The following is a 548-nucleotide window of genomic DNA, read 5'->3' as shown; positions in this document are numbered from 1 at the left end:
ATGCGCACCGCTGTCGCCGGTCAGTCGCTTCTCGATCCACGGATAGGCGATCAGGACGGTGAACACCAGTCCCATGGTGAGCGCGACCCAGGTCACCGCCGGCACGGTGTGGTTGCCGATGTACAGCTCCCACGGCGGCATCAACCGGGCCAGACCATCGGTCCACATCATGTAGAAGTCCGGCTGCGACCCCGCCGACACCTGCGAGGGGTTGTACGGGCCCAGGTTCCAGATCGGGTTGATCTGCAGGACACCGCCCATGATGCCGACGAAGCCCAGGGTGAGCGCGAAGAACGCGCCCTGGTCCGCGGCGAACACCGGGACGATCCGGGAACCCACCACGTTGGTCTCGGTGCGGCCCGGGCCGGGGAACTGGGTGTGCTTCTGGTACCAGACGATCGCCACATGCGCCGCGATCAGCGCCAGCATGATTCCCGGGAACAACAGCACATGCGTGACGTACAGGCGCGGGATGATGATCTCGCCGGGGAAGTCGCCGCCGAACATCAGCCAGTGCAGCCACGTACCGATCACCGGAACACCGATGG

At 65.5% G+C, this 548-nt stretch carries 1 protein-coding gene; it reads right to left on the bottom strand.

Features of this window, described 5'->3' with window-relative positions; genetic code table 11:
- On the bottom strand, positions 1-548 hold a 548-nt coding region (locus ON20_RS08625), incomplete at both ends, for a cytochrome b N-terminal domain-containing protein (protein WP_040834481.1).

The sequence above is a fragment of the Nocardia brevicatena NBRC 12119 genome (assembly GCF_000308495.1).
Taxonomy (GTDB): Bacteria; Actinomycetota; Actinomycetes; order Mycobacteriales; family Mycobacteriaceae; genus Nocardia; species Nocardia brevicatena.
The sequence above is the reverse complement of the archived record's forward strand: the minus strand, read 5'-3'. Positions and strand labels throughout refer to the sequence as shown.